The sequence below is a fragment of the Streptomyces sp. NPDC040610 genome (assembly GCF_055594065.1).
On record NZ_JBVIXA010000002.1, the window covers coordinates 807,419 to 824,471 of the forward strand.

Annotated in this window: 13 protein-coding genes and 1 pseudogene; 9 read left to right on the plus strand and 5 right to left on the minus strand. The window is 72.9% G+C overall.

The features are described from left to right. Positions 1-2,883, plus strand: a complete 2,883-nt coding sequence (locus ACZ6AA_RS09790) for an NHLP bacteriocin export ABC transporter permease/ATPase subunit (RefSeq protein WP_471457256.1) — start codon at positions 1-3, stop codon at positions 2,881-2,883. 75 nt (positions 2,884-2,958) lie between these two features. Here ACZ6AA_RS09790 and ACZ6AA_RS09795 read toward each other — a convergent pair whose 3' ends face one another. The 3 genes from ACZ6AA_RS09795 to ACZ6AA_RS09805 are packed head-to-tail and all read right to left on the minus strand — an operon-like array spanning position 2,959 to position 6,580. Beyond that, a complete protein-coding gene (locus ACZ6AA_RS09795) occupies positions 2,959-3,600 on the minus strand; it encodes a DUF6338 family protein (protein ID WP_468482035.1) in 642 nt (213 codons plus the stop codon). 4 nt (positions 3,601-3,604) lie between these two features. Beyond that, positions 3,605-3,886, minus strand: a complete 282-nt coding sequence (locus ACZ6AA_RS09800) for a hypothetical protein (protein ID WP_468458224.1) — start codon at positions 3,884-3,886, stop codon at positions 3,605-3,607. Between the two features lie 3 nt (positions 3,887-3,889). Further along, positions 3,890-6,580, minus strand: coding sequence for a CHAT domain-containing protein (locus tag ACZ6AA_RS09805; RefSeq protein ID WP_471457259.1), 2,691 nt, complete (start codon positions 6,578-6,580; stop codon positions 3,890-3,892). 247 nt (positions 6,581-6,827) lie between these two features. Here ACZ6AA_RS09805 and ACZ6AA_RS09810 point away from each other — a divergent pair, with 247 nt between their 5' ends. The 7 genes from ACZ6AA_RS09810 to ACZ6AA_RS09840 are packed head-to-tail and all read left to right on the plus strand — an operon-like array spanning position 6,828 to position 14,213. Further along, a complete protein-coding gene (locus ACZ6AA_RS09810; RefSeq protein WP_471457261.1) occupies positions 6,828-8,540 on the plus strand; it encodes a dynamin family protein in 1,713 nt (570 codons plus the stop codon). Then, positions 8,537-9,307: a C39 family peptidase gene (locus tag ACZ6AA_RS09815; protein WP_471457263.1), complete on the plus strand. Its 771-nt coding sequence runs from the start codon at positions 8,537-8,539 to the stop codon at positions 9,305-9,307. The genes ACZ6AA_RS09810 and ACZ6AA_RS09815 overlap by 4 nt, the downstream gene beginning before the upstream one ends. Next, positions 9,304-9,732 carry a hypothetical protein gene (locus ACZ6AA_RS09820; RefSeq protein WP_471457265.1) on the plus strand — a complete coding sequence of 143 codons (429 nt, stop codon included), beginning with the start codon at positions 9,304-9,306 and terminating at the stop codon, positions 9,730-9,732. Before ACZ6AA_RS09815 ends, ACZ6AA_RS09820 begins: the two co-directional genes overlap by 4 nt. 17 nt (positions 9,733-9,749) lie before the next feature. Next, positions 9,750-10,352 carry a hypothetical protein gene (locus ACZ6AA_RS09825; RefSeq protein WP_471457267.1) on the plus strand — a complete coding sequence of 201 codons (603 nt, stop codon included), beginning with the start codon at positions 9,750-9,752 and terminating at the stop codon, positions 10,350-10,352. Between the two features lie 6 nt (positions 10,353-10,358). Beyond that, complete coding sequence (locus ACZ6AA_RS09830) at positions 10,359-12,521, plus strand: dynamin family protein (RefSeq protein ID WP_468482031.1); 2,163 nt, start codon at positions 10,359-10,361, stop codon at positions 12,519-12,521. Next, entirely contained in the window at positions 12,518-13,762 is a 1,245-nt protein-coding gene (locus tag ACZ6AA_RS09835; protein ID WP_468458238.1) for an Hsp70 family protein, read from the plus strand. The genes ACZ6AA_RS09830 and ACZ6AA_RS09835 overlap by 4 nt, the downstream gene beginning before the upstream one ends. After that, the gene (locus ACZ6AA_RS09840) at positions 13,752-14,213 is read left to right on the plus strand and encodes a hypothetical protein (protein ID WP_468458239.1); all 462 of its coding nucleotides are present in this window, start codon (positions 13,752-13,754) and stop codon (positions 14,211-14,213) included. Before ACZ6AA_RS09835 ends, ACZ6AA_RS09840 begins: the two co-directional genes overlap by 11 nt. Positions 14,214-14,227: 14 nt before the next feature. Here the strand turns inward: ACZ6AA_RS09840 and ACZ6AA_RS09845 are convergent, their stop codons facing one another. After that, positions 14,228-15,097, minus strand: a complete 870-nt coding sequence (locus tag ACZ6AA_RS09845; protein ID WP_468482030.1) for an alpha/beta fold hydrolase — start codon at positions 15,095-15,097, stop codon at positions 14,228-14,230. Positions 15,098-15,275: 178 nt separating this feature from the next. On the opposite strand from ACZ6AA_RS09845, the gene ACZ6AA_RS09850 reads away from it, so the two are divergent. Next, positions 15,276-16,520 (plus strand): glycosyltransferase, encoded by a 1,245-nt coding sequence (locus tag ACZ6AA_RS09850; protein WP_471457270.1) that lies wholly within the window; start codon positions 15,276-15,278, stop codon positions 16,518-16,520. On the opposite strand, the pseudogene ACZ6AA_RS09855 reads toward ACZ6AA_RS09850, so the two are convergent. Next, a pseudogene (locus ACZ6AA_RS09855) lies at positions 16,497-17,017 on the minus strand (IS5 family transposase); the annotation flags it as partial. The gene ACZ6AA_RS09850 and the pseudogene ACZ6AA_RS09855 sit on opposite strands and share 24 nt — an antisense overlap. Positions 17,018-17,053 lie beyond the last annotated feature (36 nt).

Consider the following 17,053-nt stretch of genomic DNA (forward strand, 5'->3'; position numbering starts at 1 on the left):
GTGACGTCCGCACCGCGCCGGCACGGATACCCCGACCCCACGGCCGACCCGGTCGCCACCGCCTTCGGCGCCCTCGGCACACCGGTCGACTGCGCCGGGCTGCGCAGCGCGCACCTGGAAGGCCCCCAGGTGCTGTGGCTCGTCGAGGCCGGCGCCCTCGACCTGTTCGCCGTCGATGCCGCGCAGCAGGGCCACTGGCACTACCTGGGCCGCCTCGAACCGGGCACGCTGCTCCTCGGCCCGGTCGAGGGCCCCCAGCACACCCTCGTCGGCCGCCCCCTGCACGGCTGCGCGCTGCGCCGGATCCCGCTGCGCGAGCTGTACCGGCCGGAATACGGCGGGAGTTGGTCGTACGAGCAGCAGTACCCCAGCCGATACGACACCCAGGACGCGGCGCTGAGCCTCCTGGAGCACGCCTTCGCGCTCGGCATCGGGCGCGGCCACCGGGTCCTGTTCGAGGCGCCGCTCGACGGCCGCGGCACGGGCGAGGTTCCCGACGCGGCGGACGGCGCCGTGGCCGACGACGACATCCTCTGGATGCCGGTCGCTCCGGGCAGCGTGCAGTACGGCGCCGCCTACAGCGAACAGGCCGCGGGCGACCTGCTCGTCGACGCGGCGATGTGGCAGCGGATGGTCGACCAGCAGTACCGGCTTCTCGCCACCCTGGACCGTTGGATCGAGCGTCTGGAGCGGGCCCACGAGGACCGTACGGCCGCCGGAATCAAGGCGGGCGAGAGCGTCCGCGAGCAGGCCGACAGGACGCTGATCGCCTCCATGGGCCGCTCCGGCGGGCGGGGCGCGCGCACCACCGGGTTCCGTGGCGGCCACGACGCGACGTACGCGGCGTGCCGCCTGGTCGCCGAGGCGGCGGGCATCACGCTGGCCGACGCCGCGGAGAGCGGTGCGGTGAGCGACCGGATCGACCCGGTGGAGCAGATCGCGGTGGCCGCGCGGATCCGTACGCGCGCCGTCCGGCTCGACGGCCGCTGGTGGCGCGAGAACTCCGGTCCGCTGGTGGGACACCGTGCCGCGAGCGGCGCGCCGGTCGCGCTGCTGTGGCGTCGCGGCGGCTACGAGTCGGTGCATCCCACGTCCGGGCGGCGCAGCCGCGTCGACGCGGCCAATGCCGAGGAGTTCGCACCGCGGGCGGTCATGTTCTACCGCCCGCTGCCGGACCGGGCGTTGACGCCCTGGCGCCTCGCCCGCTTCGGTCTGCGCGGCAGTGGCGGGGACGTGCGCAGGCTCGCGCTGGCCTCGCTGGTGACGGTCGCGATCGGCGCGCTGGTGCCGATCGCGACGGGGCAGGTGCTCGGTGTCCTCGTGCCGAACGCCGAGAAGGGCCTCATCGTCCAGGTGTCCCTGGCCGTCATGGTCACCAGCGTGGTCTCCGCGGCGTTCACGCTGCTCCAGAACCTCACCGTCCTGCGGATGGAGGGGCGCATGGAGAGCGCGCTCCAACCGGCGGTCTGGGACCGGCTCCTGAGGCTGCCCACGCGCTTCTTCGCCGCCCGCTCCACGGGGGAACTGGCGAGCGCCGCGATGGGCGTCAGCGCGATCCGCCGGGTCTTCTCGGGCCTCGCCCCGGTGGCCCTGCAGTCCGCCTCGATCGGCGCGATGAACGTGCTGCTCCTCCTGCTGTACAGCGTCCCCCTCGCCCTGACCGCACTGGCGATGCTGGCCGTCATCGCCGCCGTCTTCCTCACCCTCGGTCTGTGGGAACTGCGCTGGCAGCGGCGCCTGGTGGAGCTCGGCAACAAGCTGAACAACCAGGCCTTCCAGACCTTGCGCGGACTGCCCAAACTCCGCGTCGCCGGGGCGGAGAGCTTCGCATACGCCGCATGGGCCGGGGAGTTCGCGCGCAGCCGGGAGCTGCAGCGCCGGGCAGGGCGCATCAAGAACGTCACCACGGTCCTGAACGCGGTCTACCTGCCGCTCTGCACGCTCATCATGTTCGTCCTGCTCGCGGGCCCGGAGCGCGGCAGCCTGACCGCGGGCGAGTTCCTCACCTTCAGCACCGCCGTGACGATGCTCCTGACGTCCGTCACGCAGCTCACCGGCGCGCTGCTCTCGGCGGCCGCGGTGCTCCCGATGTTCGAGCAGATCAAGCCGGTGCTCGACGCGGTGCCGGAAGTCCGCACCGGGAGCACCCAGCCGGGCCGGCTCCAGGGCGGGATCGAGGCGCGCTCCCTGTCCTTCCGGTACGCCGACGACGGCCCGCTGGTCCTCGACGACGTGTCCCTGGCGATCCGGCCCGGCGAGTTCGTCGCCGTCGTCGGCCCGAGCGGCTGCGGCAAGTCGACACTGCTGCGCCTCCTGATCGGCTTCGACGAGCCGGTTTCGGGCAGCGTGCTCTACGACGGGCAGGACCTGGCGGCTCTCGACCGGTCGGCGGTGCGCCGCCAGTGCGGCGTGGTCCTGCAGGACGCCCAGCCGCTCACCGGCTCGATCCTGGACTGCATCTGCGGCGCCGAGTCGTTCACGCAGGAGGAGGCGTGGGAGGCCGCCGCGATGGCGGGCCTCGCCGAGGACATCGAGCGCATGCCGATGGGCCTGCACACGATGATCTCCGGCGGCGGGGCGGTCTCCGGCGGCCAGCGCCAGCGCCTGATGATCGCCGGGGCCCTGATCCGCCGCCCCCGCGTCCTCTTCTTCGACGAGGCGACGAGCGCCCTCGACAACGAGACCCAGCGCACGGTCACGGACAGCACACGCGCCCTCGACGCCACCCGCGTCGTGATAGCCCACCGTCTTTCCACCGTCATGGACGCCGACCGCGTCGTCGTCATGTCAGAGGGCCGCATCGTCCAACAGGGCGCGCCCGCCGCGCTGTTGGCGGACACGGGTGGGCGCCTGCACGAACTGGTGCGGCGACAGCTGCGGTGAGGCGGTCGCGGCCACGCGTTCCGGGCCGAGGGGACCGGAGGCACAGACCGTTGCGGGGCAGGGCGCGGCAAGGCGTCAGTGCCGGTCCGCGCGGACGGTGGTGATCTGGATGAGCCGGATATGCGCGCCGGGGATGATCACGTAGTCCGCGTCCGACGGGTACGGCCGCTCCTCGCCCTCGGTGTGGATCACGATGGGGTGGTGCAGGGCCACGTCGCGGAAGTAGGGGTCCCGCTCGTCGGAGACCATGTGGCCCCTCCCGTGGACGCGCGTGCCGTCGTCCATCAGGATCTCCACGTGCGGGTCGGCCTCTCCGCGGGACGGCTTGAGGAGTTCGGACCACACGGTTCCCGCCGCGTTGGACCAGGTGCCGCCGTTGCGGCGGCCACGGAGCTCCCCCAGCGCGGCGCAGGCGAGCGCGCTGACGGCGAGCGCCAGGAGGCCGGAGCGCGCCAACCGCCAGGGGTGCGAGCGCGCGTAGGCCGCGCCGGACGCCGTGCCGTCGAGCGTGGCGAGGCCGGGGACCGCCTCGGCGAGGACGAAGACGCCCGCCACGCAGGCCAGCGTCACGAAGGTGCCCACCGCGAAGAGTTCGGCGATCTCCCGGGCGGCGCCCGGCCGTTCGCGCACGCTGTGCCGCTCGTAGCGCACCAGGTAGAGGTGGCCGGGCACTGCCACGAACAGCAGGGCCACCAGTCCGATCAGGCCCGATGGCACGGGGTCACGCGGGCTGCGGCGGGGCGGGGGGCGGGCTCGTCGGCGGGGGCGGACGGTCCGCGGGGGTCCAGTGGCCCTTGGAATGGCCCAGCGGCGGGTCGGCCGCGTCCGGTTCGGATACATCCGGGTCGGGTGCGTCCGGGTGGGATGTGTCTGGCTTGGATGCGTCCGGGTCGACCGCGGCCGGGACGGGTCCGGTCCGCGCGTCGAACCGGTCGCGCATCATCCGCGCCGCCTCTTCCGGTGTCGGTGTGTTCTCCGTCATCGTCGTCCCCCAGGGGGTCATGGGTCATCGTGCTCCGTAGGCCGTGATCCCGGCCCAGTTTCCGACCTGTCGCGGCGCGTCGCCCGCGTCGAGCAGCGCCACGGCGGCGCTCCGGGCGGCCTCCAACGGGTCGCGGCCCGCGGCCCGGTGGGCGAACCACGTCAGGGAATGGTGGCTCGCGAGTCGCGCGCGCACCGGAACCGGACTGGCGAGCACGAAGGCCGCGCCCGCCTCGTGGAAGGCATGGACCAGCGCGTTGGCCACGTCTCCGGCGAGTGCCAGGGGCCGCGGCGCCCCCGGTCGCGCTCCGACGAGCGCCCCGTGTCCGCCGCTGAGGTCGGCCGCCGCGCGGAAACTGGTGCTGCACGCGGTGAGGACGACCTCCTCGAAGCACATGCGTCCCATGAGGATCTCGCCCGTCTCGACTTCGCCGTCGGCCATCTGCACGCCTGCGCGGAAGGGCGCCCCCGGGTCGCGGATGCCGTGCGTGGCGATGTGCAGCACGGCCGTCCGGTCGGGGGGCGGTGGCCCGGAGTCCAACAGGGCCCGCAGGGCGGCGGCATCGGCGGCCGGACCGACGGCCGGTTCGCCGAACAGCCGCTCGGGTCCCAGGAATTCGGCCAGGTCCGTCACCAGTTGGCCCACCTGCGGGATCGGCGTACTGCCTGCGGGCGGCTCGGTGACTCCCAGCAGTGCCACATGGAGCGGTGCGTCGGTGCGGTGGTCGAGGGCCGGTACGCAGGCCAGGTTGGGGACGACGCCGAGGGCCGTGTCCCGGACCAGGTGGCGGTCCCGGTGACGTACCACCGTCCAGGGCAGGGCGTGCAGGCGGCCGTGCGGCGCCAGCAGGCAGGTGCCGCTGGCGGCGACCTCGTCGGCGAAGGCCTGGGGGACGAGATCGCCGAGCGTGATTCCGTTGCGGCCCCAGAAGTCCAGGTCCTCGGGCGCCTGTTGTGGTTCGTCCAGCATGCGCTCGTACGCGTCGAGGGCGCGACGGGTGCCTTTGGCCCATACGCGCGTGCCCATCCGCAGGCAGCCGTCGGGGGTGGCGAGCAGGGCGAGGACTCCGCCGGGACGTTCGTACAGGCTCAGGGCGACGCAGCGGCCCCTGCCGCCCGGTGCGTCGCCTCCGTACGCGGCCAGGTAGCCGGTGAGCGTGGCGGGGTCGAAGGGTGGATCGTCCCTGATCAAATGCCATCGGGTGTCCACCGCACGGATCTTGAGGAGCAGCGCGGCCCGCTGCTCGTACAGCCGGTGGGCCTCTTCCGGCCGGCCCCGGCCCTCGGCCCGGCTGATCGCTCCGGTCAGCTCGGTGAAGCGCGCCCTGTCCGGACCGCCCCGCTCACCGGACTCGCCGGGCCCGGCCGAGCGCGCGAGCGAGAGGCGGGCCGAGAAGGCCCGCGCCTTGAGCAGATCGGTGACCACGGCGGCAAGCCGCGCGCGGCCGGTCTCCTCGGCGGCGGCCAGCGCCTCCTCGAACACCGGCCTGCGGTACCGCAGATGAAGCGTGTCGAAGCGGTGCCCGAGGGGAATCCGCAGGACCCGGTCGAGGGCGTGGGCCGCCTGCTGGTACGCCTGCGCCGCGCGGTTCGCGTTCCCCAGGGCGCGATGGGCCCTGGCCCTCTCGGTCTGCAGCATCGCGCCGAGGGAGTCGTCACGGCGGGCGGCCAGGAAGGTCTCGCCCCGGTCGCACCAGGTGAGGGCCTCGCGATGGCGTCCGGACTGCCGGGCCACCTCGGCCCTCATGCGGCAGTACGCCGCGCCGCGGACCAGCCGCAGGTGCGCGCGCATCGACGTACGGTCGCTCTCCGAGGGGTCCTCGAACAGCGGCGCGGCGAGGTCGAGGCGTTGTCGCGCGCGCTCCGTCGCCCCTTGGTCCAGCGCGACACGGGCCAGCTGGATGTGGCCGACCTCCGAAAGCCCCGACGCCGCGTAGTGCGGCATCAGCATCAGATACACCTGCTCGGCCTCCGCCGGGCGGCCGCTGTCACGCAGCGCGCCCGCCTTGGTGTCCAGGATCTGGTGGTAGACGGTGGAGGCCGCCAGGGCGTGGGCGAGGTTCACCGCGCCGCCCCCGTCCCGTGCGAACTCCTCCTGGAGGCGGCGCACCGCCTCGTCGTCAGTGGCGAGCACCGGCCCCCGCGGGAGGAGAGCGCCGAGCTCGGCTTCCAGCGGAGCCAGGACGTCGAGGGCGGTGTCCGAGTCGTACAGCTGATGCAGGGCCGCGGCCTTCAGCGCGCGCAGGTCGCCGTGCGCGTAGCCCGCCATGGTGCCGGTGGCGGGTTCGCACCGCAGCCGGTCGGCCTCGTCCACCAGGGCCAGTGCCTCGTCGGCCCGGCCCTCCTCCAGCTCGTAGTGCGCCCGGCCCGTCAGGTAGTGCCGCAGCTTGTCCGGTCCGACGAAGGGGGTGAACTCGTCGGCGGCCGCTGCGTGGGCCCTGACCTGCTGGTATGTCCAGCCCTTGGCCTGATGTGTCGTCAGCTCGCGGCCGTACGCGTCGAGCAGCACCCCTGCGACGTCCGCCTCCGTGTACGCGGTGAAGGCGCCGGATCCGGCCTCCCGCCGGGCCGCCAGTGCCAGCCGTCCGTGCTCGACCAGCTGCTCGAAGAGCTGCCGGGTCGGCAGCCCGGCGCCCGCCGCCTGCCAGTACTCCCTCGACAGTTCCCAGCAGCGCGCTGCCGGGTCGTGGACGTCCACCCGGTATCCCCCGATCACCCAGAGCAACCACCGTACGACTCGGTGCGGTGGAGAGGGAATACGCACAGGGCGCTGCCCGAGCGCGCGGACTTCCGCCATACGCCCCCCTCTTCGCACCATGCGCCCCAGGCCGGGAACAGTTGCCGACAACCCCTCCCCCGCGATCCGTCGGGCTGCCACCCTGGACTGGCCGACGCACGGGGCGAGCCTCGACCCCGAGCCGGCTTCGGGGGATCACATGGCACAGCCGCGGGGTGGTGAGGGCATGTCCGACCTGCCGGACCCCGCGTCGCCCCACGGCGAGGTGTTCGACCGGATCGCCAGGACGGTGGGCCCCGGCGACCCTGCGGCGGGGAACCTCCCGGCCGTGGTGCGCGCCGCCCGGGCCCGGTTGGCGCAGCCGATGCGGGTGGCGGTGGCCGGACAGATCAAGCGCGGCAAGTCGACGCTGGTGAACGCGCTGCTCGGCGAGGAGGTCTCCGACACCGGGCAGTTGGAGCTGACGTTCAACGTCTGCGAGTTCCACCATGCCGAACGCCGTCGGCTGCTCGTCCACTTCAAGGACGGCCGGACGCCGGAGGAGTGGGCTCCCGCGGCGCTGTCCCGGCTGACGGTGCGCGACCCCGGCGGCCTTCGTCTCCTGCGCTCCGTGCGGAAGGTGGAGGTGGGGCGCCCCAGCGCCCTGCTGCGCCGCTTCCGGCTCGTGGACACCCCCGGCCTCGGCAGCGTGCACGGAACCGACGCCGAGAACACCCTCGCCTTCCTCGGCATCGACGACCCCGTGGAGCGCGACGAGGCCGCGCGGGTGCTCGACGAGCTGGGGCAGGACGCGCGTTCGGTCCACGCAGACAGCGCGGCCGAGATGGACCGGGCCGACGCCGTCGTCTTCGTCTTCAGCCGGGGCCTCGGCCGCGCCGACCAGCAGGCGGTGGACTCCTTCGCCGGGACCTACGGGGAGGTGGTCAGCCCCCTGAAAGCGTTCGGCGTGCTCTCCCGCAGCGACCAGTACTGGCCCCCGGTGGGCGAGACGGACTCCGACGGCATGCCCGCCGACCCGTACGGCTACGACCCGATGGCGACCGCCCGCCGCATCGCCGACTCCTACCTGGAACGCCCCTCCGTCCAGCGGGTGTTCCGCACCGTCGTCCCGGTCGCGGGCCTCCTCGGGGCCGGGGCGCAGTGCATGGCGTCCAACGGCTTCGACCCGCTGGCCGACCTGGCGAAGGTGCCGCCGCGGCGGCTGGCGGACCGCATGGAGGACGTCAACCTCTTCTGCGTACGCGAGTATCCGGACCTGCCCGTCCCCGCGGGAGTCCGCGCCACCCTGGTGGACCGCCTGGGGGCCTGGGGGGTGTTCCTGGCCTGCGCGTTCCTCCGGGACGGCCTCGGCGAGGACGCGGTGCGCCGGGCGCTCCTCGAACGCAGCGGGGTGACCGAACTGCGGGAGCTGGTCCTGCGGCACTTCGGCAACCGGGCGGCACTGATCAAACTGGACCACGGACAGCGGGAGATCGCCGACGAGGTGGCCCGGCTGCGGGCCGCCGCCCAGCGTGCGGGGCGGCGGCCGCCCGCGGTCGCCGACCAGGTCGCGGACCTCCTGGAGAGCATGCGGGTGACCGACCCCGGCCCTTCCGAACTCGCCGCGCTGGGCGCCCATTACCGCGGGCGGCTGAGCCTGACGGCGCGGGAGGAGTCCCAACTGCTCGCGGTCACCGGAGAGCTGGGGACCAGCTGCGCCGCCCGGCTCGGCCTGCCGCCCGGCACCCCGGTGGACGTCCTGCTCGCGACCGCCCGCTCCCACGTCGGCCACTGGGCCGCACGCGCGGGCGATCCCCTGCTCGACCGGCCCACGCTCACCGTGGCGCGGGTGGTGCTGCGCTCGTACGAACGCGTGGCGGACCTCGTCGCTCGTGCGCAGGCGCTGCTGTACGGGGACGACACGCCTACCGGACAGGACGGCGGAGGGAGCAAGCCATGAGCTGGGATCCGTACGACCCCGGTGTCGACCCCGGCGTCGCACCGGAGGTGGACACCGGGCCCGGCGAGGAAACGACGGTCCTGGCGGATCCGGCGTACCCCTTCGACGACCCGGCAGCGGCCGTGGCGGCCGAACCCGCTCCTGACGGCGGCCCCGGCCTGGCGAACTTCGACCCCGCCCGGAGCGATCCCGGTGCCGTCCTCGGCGACCCGGGCGAGGCGATGGGGGTGTGGCAGCAGCACCAGGGCGAGGGTGCCTGTGCCATCGGCGCCCAGGGCATGGTCCTTGAGTACCTGACGGGCCAGCGGATCAGCGAGGAGGAACTCATCGCCGAGGCCGCCGCGAAGGACGGCTTCGACGGGACGGGCACCGCGCCGGACGACCTGGGGAACCTCCTCGAGCGGCACGGTGTCCCGGTGCAGCAGGTCGAGGACGCGTCCCTGGAACAGTTGGAGGGAGTGCTCGCGGGTGGCGGCGCCGCCATCGTCGGCCTGGACGCGGACGAGATCTGGACGCCCGGACACGGCCCGGGGGACGACACCGCCGTGGGCGACACCTCGGGCATCCCCGGGCAGGACGCCAACCACGCCGTGTGGGTCACCGGCATCGACAACAGCGACCCGGCGCACCCGATGGTCGTCCTGAACGACTCCGGCCACCCCGAGGGCCAGGGCCTGCAGGTGCCCCTTGACGAGTTCATGGGCGCCTGGCAGGACTCCGGCAATCTCCTCGTCGCCGCGGGCTCGTCGCAGGCGGTGCGCCCATGACGGCGAAGGACGACAACACTCGGCGACCGGCGACGCAGCCGGACGTACCGGCGTCCGCGGCACCGCTCATCGCGCTGTTGGACCGGCTCGCCGGGCTGACCGCGGAGCCCGATCCGCCCGAGGAGCCCGTCCTGGACTGGGTGCGCCGCAGCGTCCTGGCCGCCCTTGCCGCGTCCGGCGTCGTCCCCGTAGAGGACTCCGGCCCCGTGGACCCCGCGCGGCACAGCGTGGTGGCCACCCGTGACGCCCCCTCGGGGCTGCGCTGCGACGCCATCGCGGAGACGGTACGGCCGGGCTACCTGTGGGGCGAGGCGCTGCTGCGTCCGCAGGAGGTCGTCGCCTACGTACTGCCTGGTGAGCCGGAGCCCAGTGAGGCGAGTGAGCTGAGTGAGGAAGGCGGCACGCCCGATGAGTGGGGCGAGTGAGGGAGGCGGCACGCCCGATGAATGACGCCACGGACGACCCCGGCGTCGCGCTGAGCGACGCCAAGGACGACCCCGCCGTGCCGCGCTCCGAAGCGCTGTGCCGGGAGTTCCGCCGCACTCGGGCCTTTCGCCAGCTCGTCCCCATGGAAGCGGGCATCGGTTGGCCCCTGCCCGTGCCGGTCGTCCAGGACGGCGCGCCCCACGTGTACGCCCGCCTGCCGCTGTTCGTCCTGCGTCCCGATCCGGCCGGTGGCGCCGACCTCTTCCCGCCGTTCGCGACGGCGGTGCTCAACTGGTCGACGCGGCGCCTGGTCGAGTACACCGACCTGCGCTTCAAGGAGCCCCACCGCTCGCGTGCGGAGTGGTCACGTCCGGTCGGCCGCTTCCCGCACCCCGGGGTCGCGGGACTGACCACCGGGGCCTACCGGGACCTGCGCACCCGCCTGTTCCACCTCTACGACGAGCTGTTCGACGGCCTCGCACGCGGGCGGCAGCCCGGCAGCGAGTGGGACGGGCAGTTCGGCAGCCTCCTGAGTCTGCTGATCGAGCCGTCCCTGACGCCTTACTACCGGCAGCTCGCCCCCAATTTTCTGCGCCGGCATCTGCCCGACGAAGGGTGAACCACCATGCAGGACAACGCCTTCAGCCGCCTGCGTTCGGACGTCCTGGCCGCGTTCCCGAAGCTCACCGCGGAGCTGTCCGGTGAGCTGGGGCCCCGGCAGCGGGAGCTCCTCGATCAGTCCAAGGCCCGTCTGGAGCAGGGCACCTGTCATGTCGTCGTCGCCGGTGAGTACAAGCGTGGCAAGTCCACGCTGCTCAACGCCCTGGTGGAACGGCCCGGTCTGTTCCCCGTGGACGTGGACGTGGCCACGTGCGTGGTGTCCACCCTCGCCTGGGGCCCCCGCGAGCGGGCCGTGGTGCACCTGAGTGCCCCGGACGGGGGGCGGGGTGCCGTCCAGCGGTTGGAGGTCGGCCTCGACCGCATGCCGGAGTTCGTCACCGAGCAGGGCAACCCCCGCAACCACAAGGGGGTCCAGCTGGTGGAGATCCAGGCCCCGGTACCCGAGCTGGAGACCGGGCTCGTACTGATCGACACGCCCGGTGTCGGCAGCGTCAACCCCGAACACACCGCGGCCACCCACTCCTTCCTCGAGCGGGCCGACGGTCTGGTCTTCGTGTGCGACGCCATCGAGCCGCTGGCCACCTACGAACTGGACTTCCTGGGCCGGGCGTTGGAGAAGTGCGAGGTGGTGATCACCACGGTCACCAAGACCGACAAGGTCAGGGACGCCTCCCCCGTGGTCGCCGGTGCCCGCGAGAAGATCTCCGCGCGCACCGGCCGCCCGGCCGACGGCCTGGTGATCGTCCCGGTCTCCGCCTTCCGCAAGCTCAAGTGGCTCAGGGACCGCACCGACGACCAGCTCCTCGCCGATTCCGGCTTCTCCGAGCTGGGCCACGCGCTGTGGGACGGCCTCGCCACCACCAGCGGCGCGGTCCAGCTTCGACGGGCGCTGGACGGCCTGTGCGACGCCGTGGCGACGGCGGGCTCCCCGCTCGTCAACGAGTTGGCGGCGCTGGAGTCGGACGAGTCCCTGGAGCGCATCCGCCGTGAGGTGGCGGAGACCACCGCCAGGCTCGGGGAGCTGTCCGCGGGCAGCGCGGAGTGGCGCACGGAACTGCGCCGCCGCTTCGACCTCGACACCCGGCCCGCCCGGACCGCGCTCCAGGGCGCCTTCGACACGGCGTTGCGCCAGTATCAGGAGAAGGTGACCGCCGGCGCCGACCCGGGGGCGGACGAACTGGTCGGCGAGGTGGCATCCGACATGCTCAAGGCCCTTGCCGCCGCGCACGACCAGCTGGCCGCGACGGCTGTGTCGATCATGAGGGAGTTCGCCGAGCGCACCAGCCTGCAACTCACCTCGCCCGAGGTCTCGAAGCCGCCCTTCACTCCGGCCATCGCGGTGCCCACCGTCCCGCTCAACGTCCGCCCCGCCCGGTTCTTCGACCAGTTCCGGGCCAGCTGGTCCACCGGGATGGCGGGCATCGGCGCGGGCGGTGTGGTCGCTCTCGTGGAACCCTTCAGCGGTATCGCACTGCTCCTGGGGCTGGGAACGATGGGGTTCGTTCACGGGGTCAGGAACCACCGGCAGGATCTGCGTGAGCGCGCCGAGCGGGAACGGGCGGCGCGGCTGCTCCAGTTGGTCAGCCAGGAGATCGCCGCGAGCCGCCGGCACGCCACGGAGTCCTTCAACCAGACCTACGCGGACTTCACCCAGTCCCTGATAGCGGAGTTGAACGCCCAGCTCGCGGCCCAGCAGGAATCACTGACGGAGTCCACCCGCAGGCTCCGGGCGGCGACCGGGCAGACCAAGGCGGACCTGGCCAGGCGGCGCGGCGAGCTGCAGGCCCGGCAGCAGAGCTACCGGGGCCTGCAGGGCGAACTCGACCGGCTGCGCGCCCGCGTGGAGCGACTGGCCGTGCCCGCGCCCCCGCCGGGCCCCCGGCTGCGGCCGCCCGGGAGGCCCGGGGCGGCCGCCGCGAAGGACATCGCCGCGGACCTGGCCGTCGGTGCCGTCGCCGACGCCGCCCTGGGAGCCGCCCTGGCCCGCCCCGCCGTCGACGTCACCAAGGACACCGCGCCCGGCGACGCCACGGCCGCGGACACCGCCCCGCAGGACCCGGTCGGCATCGAGCCGACCGCGGCCGGGGCCCACGAGGCCGACGCCGAGGGCACGACGGCCGACGGGCTGGGCGCCGCTTTCGACCCCACCCAGTTCGACGCGCCGTGAGCGGCGGCGGTGCCGGGCCGGTCTACGGCATCGACTTCGGCACCTGGACCTCCGCCCTGGTCATCCTGCGCCGGGGCCATCCGCCGCTCCCGGTGCGCGATCCCGTGAGCCCGTACGGCGCCACGTCGGTGCGCAGCGCCGTGTGCCTGCTCCCCGACGGTTCGACCGTGGTGGGGCAGGCCGCGCTGAACTCACGCCTGCGGCGTCCCGAGCGGTTCCGGGCGGAGTTCAAGAGGGAGTTCGGCGAGGCGTTCCCGCATCAGCTCGGCGAGCGCCGGTTCACCACCGTGCAGCTGACGACGGAAGTGCTCGGTTTCCTCGTGGAGCAGGCCGGGGCCGCCGTCAATGCCGCTCCCTCCCGTGTGGTGATCACCGTGCCTGCGACCTGGGAGGGCAACCGGCGCGAGCTGATGCTGGCCGCCGCCGAGGCGGCGGGGCTGCCGCCGGAGGTCGTCGAGGTGCGCACCGAGCCGGTGGCCGCCACGGTGTACGCCCTGCACGACCACGGCATGGACCGCGACCGTACCGTCCTCGTCTACGACCTGGGCGGCGGCACCTTCGACGTGGCGGTGGCCCAGGGCAGCACGGAGGGCTTCGCCGTGCTCGGTTCGCCCGGCGGGCTCGCCGACGCAGGGGGGATCGCCATCGACCGCGCCGTGCTCGCGCTGGTCCAGGAGCGCTGCCCCGAGGCGGTGGCGGAGCTGCGGCAGGCCGCCGCGGGCTCCGACGACCCCGGAGTGCTGCGGCGTGCGATCCTGCTGGCCGAGGCGTGCACCACCTTCAAGCATCAGCTGTCCGTCTCCTCCCAGCACTCCGATCTGCTGACGATGCTGGATCCCCCGGTCGAGGTCACGCTGACGCAGGCCGACTTGAAAGCGGCCATTCGACCGATGCTGTCGGACACGGTCGAGGAGTGCGAACGCGTCCTGCGCACGCACGGCCTGGAGTGGGGGGACCTCGACCTGATCGTGCCCGTGGGCGGCAGCTCCCGGCTCCCGATGGTCGGCGACCTCCTCGCCGAGCGCTCGGGGCAGCCGGTGCTCACCGTCTCCGAGCCCGAACTCGCGGTGGCCACGGGTGCCGCCTGGCTCGCCTGGGACAGCGCTCCGGTACGGGTGGCCGACGCACCGCCGTCCCCGAACGCTCCGCACACGCGCCGACTGCCGCCCGAGGTCGCTGCGCTCCTGGACGCGGGGCTCAGCGCCCGGATGCTGCGGGAGGCGGTACGCGATGCCAGGTGAGCCCGCCCCGGAGCAGCCGCTCGAGCTGAGGGTGCACTGGCGGCGCCTGGTCAACGGCTGGATGACCCGGCAGCGCCGCCCCTACGAGGCCGACGCTTCCTCGGTCGGCCTGGAGCTGGAACATCCCGAGGCCGAGCGCAAGGTCCGGCTCACCTTCAGGATCACCAGCAACGACATGCTCCTTGTGACGGCCACCGACGACCGCTACCTCACGGAGGACCAACTGGCCCTGGCCGCCGCGGCGGCCAACGCCTGGAACATCGAGCGCCTCGCCCCCACGCTGTCGGTCTACGACCTCGACAGCACCGACCAGCAGCCGTACCTGATGGGCACCCGCACCCTGCCACTCGCCTGCTGGGCCACACAGAACGCCTTCAGGGGCATGGCCGACCAGTGGCTCCAGGAATCCCGCGACCTGTTCCTGTGGTGCCACCGGAACTTCCGCCTGTGACCGGGACGTAGGAGTCAGGTGCGGGCGAAGTGCTCGACGGGGTTGAGGTACGGGAGGTCGTCGAGCGGCTGGTCGGTGAAGAAGCGGGCCATCAGGTCGGCCAGCTCGGTGTCGCGTTCGATCTGGACCAGGTGGTCGGATTCGGTGATGGTGGTGAATCGGCCGCCGAGATCCTTGACGACGCGCCGCCCCACCGCGGGTGGGGTGATGGTGTCGTGTTCGCCGGTGAACACGAGCACCGGTGCGGTGACAGGTGACTCGGGCAGGCTCCACGGGTGGGACTGGAGGCGTTCGTGGTGGGTGATGTCCATCGCGAGTTCGCGTTCGGTGAGGTTGGCGAACCTTTGGAGCATCAGGCGTGCCACAGCGGCGCGTCGCCGCACGGCCCCGTGGCCGGGTGGAGCCATGAACTGTTCGACCATGTCCTGGGCCAAGGCGTCGAACAGTCCGTCGTCGGCCATGAGGCGCCATCGCCTGGCCGCCGCGGCGTACTCGGGGGAGATCTCGACCGCGGTGCCGCCGAGCATCAGCCGCGCGACATGGTCGGGGTGGCGTTGGGCGAGGCGGAGGGCGATGGAGGCTCCGAAGCAGGCGCCGAACACGTTGACCCGGCCCAGGTCCAGGGCTTGGGTGGCGTGGCGGACGGTGTCGGCGAGGAAGTCCATGCCGTGCGCGACGGGCAGAGGGTCGGCTGCCCCGTAGCCGGGCAGTTCCAAGGTCAGCACAGTGGTGTGCGGCAGAAGCCATCGTTCGTACCGCAGCCAGGAGAACCGGTCCTGCGAAGAACCACCGAGTACGACGAGGGGTTCGGTGGCCACGGCTCCTGTGGTGGCCGTGCGGGCGATGTACCGGAAACCGCGGTACTCCAGCTTCGCGTCGGTCACTTGAAGGTCGATGTTTGGAGACACCGCCCCTATATACCCGGGCCCTTGCGGCCTGGGGCGGACTTCCCGTTCCGCTTCATTCGTACGAGCGTCACGCTGCGGCCCGTTCCGCTCTCACGGGTGACGGGAGGGTGGAACGGGTCGTGATGGACCAGGCTGGCTGCTCATACTCGGCCACATGCGGATCCTGTTGGTGACCTGGGGCTCAACCGGGGACGTGCTCCCCTACGCCGGCTTGGGCGCGCGCCTGAGGGCTGCGGGCCACGAGGTGGCGGCCGCGACCTCCGAGCGGCACGCGTCCCGGTTTCGGGCCTTGGGCATGCCGGTGCACGTTCTTGAGCTGGCCCGGCATGAGGAGTCCGCGCTGGCGCCCACCCGGTTCGACCGGTGGCAGTCCCCCGCCCGGCTCCACAGCAGGAAGCGCAACGCCCAGGACATCGCCCAGGTGATCGCCCAGGGAGTGCTGAAGGCCGTCAGCAACGGAGCGGAGGTCATCCTCGCCCACCCGCTCGCGCACCCGCTGTGCGTCGCGATCGCCGAGGGCACAGGCCTGGCCTCCGTCGGGATCTACACGGCGGCCCCCGGCATGCTCCTGCCCCGGCTCAGTGCGGGCCGCACAGCCACCGGCCGCGGATACCGGATCGCCGAGACCCTGGCGTGGACGGCCACGCACCCCTTGTACGCCCCCGCCCTCTCCTGGCTCCGGCGGGAACTGGACATGCGCAAGGACCGGGCCCGCACCCCCGCCGGCATCGTGCACAGGGCACGTGTCCTGCACGGATACAGCTCCGCCTTGTTGCCGAGGTCGCTCGCCCTTCCCCAGGGCCACATGTGTGCGGGCTACTGGTGGCCGGCGCGGGCCGGCACCTGGCGTCCCGACAGGCAACTGGCCGACTTCCTGGCGTCGGGACCCGCCCCCGTCTACTTCGGCTTCGGCAGCGTCTCACCAGGCGATGCGGAACAACTCAGCCGCACGATCAAGACGGTGGTCCGGCGACTCGGTGTGCGCGCGGTCGTACAGGCCGGCTGGCAGGGCCTCGACGTCGCCGGCGACGGCATCCTCACCATCGGCGAATGCCCCCACGACTGGCTCTTCCCCCGCATGGCCGCCCTGGTCCACCACGCCGGCCCCGGAACCGTCGGCGCCGGCCTCAAAGCAGGGGTCCCCGCCGTACCCGTACCCCTCGCCCTCGACCAGCCCTTCTGGGCCCGCCGCCTGACCGCCCTGGGGCTGTCCCCCGCTCTCGTCAACGCCCGCCGACTGACCGCAGGCAGACTCACCGACGCCCTGCGCGCAACGCTGCACGACAAGCAGTACCGCGACCGGTGCACCAAGATCTCGAGAATCATCCAGAGCCAGGACGGAGCCGCAACCGTCCTCAACGAGCTGAAGACCGCATCACACGCTGGGGCAAGACACTGAGAAACCATTTCGTTTGGCGAGTCTGCGGTGGCATATGAGGGTTGCGGCGATGGCGGTGAAGGCGAGGAAGTGTTCCGGCTTGCGTTCGTAGCGGCGGTGCAGGCGTCGGCAGCCGGTCAGCCAGGACACGGTCCGCTCCACGACCCAGCGGTGTCGGCCCAGGTGCCGGGACGACTCGATGCCCTTGCCCGCGAGGCGATGCCGGATGCCGCGTGAAGCGAGCCATCGGCGCAGATGGCGGTAGTCGTAGCCCTTGTCACCGTGCAGCTTCCCGGGGCGCCTGCGCCATGGGCCGCGGCGGGAGCGGATGGGCGGGATGCCGCGGACCAGGGGAATGAGGGCCTGGCTGTCGTGGAGGTTGGCGGCCGAGATGCCGATCGACAGGGGCAGACCCTGGCGGTCGACGATGAGGTGGATTTTCGATCCCTTCTTGCTGCGGTCGGTCGGGTTCGGTCCCGTCAGCCGCCCCCTTTGAGAGCCCGGATGCTGACGGAATCGGGTCGGGTCCTTGGTCTTCCCGGTCCGCTTCGTGG

Excerpts from the sequence above, each read along its gene's own strand:
- ACZ6AA_RS09800 (WP_468458224.1), bottom strand. The coding sequence starts at position 3,886 with ATGACCCCCTGGGGGACGACGATGACGGAGAACACACCGACACCGGAA.
- ACZ6AA_RS09810 (WP_471457261.1), top strand. The coding sequence starts at position 6,828 with ATGTCCGACCTGCCGGACCCCGCGTCGCCCCACGGCGAGGTGTTCGAC.
- ACZ6AA_RS09815 (WP_471457263.1), top strand. The coding sequence starts at position 8,537 with ATGAGCTGGGATCCGTACGACCCCGGTGTCGACCCCGGCGTCGCACCG.
- ACZ6AA_RS09820 (WP_471457265.1), top strand. The coding sequence starts at position 9,304 with ATGACGGCGAAGGACGACAACACTCGGCGACCGGCGACGCAGCCGGAC.
- ACZ6AA_RS09825 (WP_471457267.1), top strand. The coding sequence starts at position 9,750 with ATGAATGACGCCACGGACGACCCCGGCGTCGCGCTGAGCGACGCCAAG.
- ACZ6AA_RS09830 (WP_468482031.1), top strand. The coding sequence starts at position 10,359 with ATGCAGGACAACGCCTTCAGCCGCCTGCGTTCGGACGTCCTGGCCGCG.
- ACZ6AA_RS09840 (WP_468458239.1), top strand. The coding sequence starts at position 13,752 with ATGCCAGGTGAGCCCGCCCCGGAGCAGCCGCTCGAGCTGAGGGTGCAC.
- ACZ6AA_RS09850 (WP_471457270.1), top strand. The coding sequence starts at position 15,276 with ATGCGGATCCTGTTGGTGACCTGGGGCTCAACCGGGGACGTGCTCCCC.